A 1,439-nucleotide genomic window follows, 5' to 3' on the forward strand; every position below is an offset into this window, starting at 1 on the left:
TGGAGGCGCTGCTGGAGGTGGTGTTCCACCGCGGCAGCAAGATGCACGACATCGTGCCGCGCGACGAGCACGGCCGGTCCAACTACGGAATGGCCGCGATCCGGCCGTCCCAGATGGACCTCGACGACGCCGACGTCAAACAGTTCGTCGCCGACATCGCCGAGCGCACCGGCGAATTCCTGCAGATCGTCAACTACAACCTGCGCGGCTCGCAGTACGCGATCGCCGGCACCGTCGCCGGTCTGGACGCCCTCGAGGAGGAGGTCGCCCGACGACTGGAGATCAGCGGCGGAAGGCGGGCCTACATCCAGGTTCCCGGCATCGACGTGCCGTTCCACTCCGACGTGCTGCGCGCCGGCGTCGCCGAATTCCGCGGATCGCTCGAGCGCATCATGCCGGCCGACGTCAACATCAGCGCGCTCGTCGGCCACTACATCCCCAACCTGGTGCCGCGGCTGTTCAGCCTCGACCGCGACTTCATCCAGGAGATCCGGGATCTGGTGCCGGCCGAGCCGCTCGACGAGATACTCGCCGACTACGACACCTGGATCGCCGAGCGGCCCCAGGAACTCGGCCGCCGGGTGGTCATCGAACTGCTCGCCTGGCAGTTCGCCAGCCCGGTGCGCTGGATCGAGACCCAGGACCTGCTGTTCACCGAGGAGGGCGCCGGCGGCCTGGGCGTCGAGCGGTTCGTCGAGATCGGGGTGAAGTCGGCCCCGACCGTCGCGGGGCTGGCCAGCAATACCCTGAAGCTGCCCGAATTCGCTTACAGCACAGTGGAAGTGCTCAACGTCGAACGCGACGCCGCGGTGTTGTTCGCCAGCGACGAGGATCCCGCCGATGTCGACGAGGTCGACGAGGTCGACGAGCCGCCCGCCGAACCCGCCCCGGCACAGGCGGCTCCCGCACAGGCGGCTCCCGCCGAGCCCGCCGGACCGCAGCCCGGCGCCGCGCCCGGCGCCCCCCGTCCGGAGGACATCGCGTTCGACGCCGCCGACGCCACCGTCGCGTTGATCGCGCTGTCGGCCAAGATACGCATCGATCAGGTCGAGCCGATGGACTCCATCGAGTCCATCACCGACGGCGCCTCCTCGCGGCGCAACCAACTGCTGGTCGACCTGGGGTCCGAACTCAATCTGGGCGCCATCGACGGTGCGGCCGAAGCCGACCTCACCTCGCTTCGCGGCCAGGTCACCAGGCTGGCCCGCACCTACAAGCCGTTCGGACCGGTGCTGTCCGACGCCGTCAACGACCAGTTGCGCAGCGCGCTGGGCCCGTCCGGCAAGCGGCCGGGCGCCGTGGCCGAACGGGTCGCCAAGACCTGGGAACTCGGCCCCGGCTGGGCCAAGCACGTCACCGTCGAGATGGCGCTGGGCACCCGGGAGGGCAGCAGCGTCCGGGGCGGGTCGCTGGGCGGCCTGGCCGACGGGCCGCTGACC

The 1,439-nt window shown here is 70.5% G+C and carries 1 pseudogene; it reads left to right on the forward strand.

Annotated elements, in window-relative coordinates:
- Positions 1–1,439, forward strand: a pseudogene (locus ADBZ5U_RS16365) (3-oxoacyl-ACP synthase); the annotation flags it as partial.

It is taken from the genome of Mycobacterium sp., assembly GCF_040398885.1.
Lineage (GTDB): Bacteria > Actinomycetota > Actinomycetes > Mycobacteriales > Mycobacteriaceae > Mycobacterium.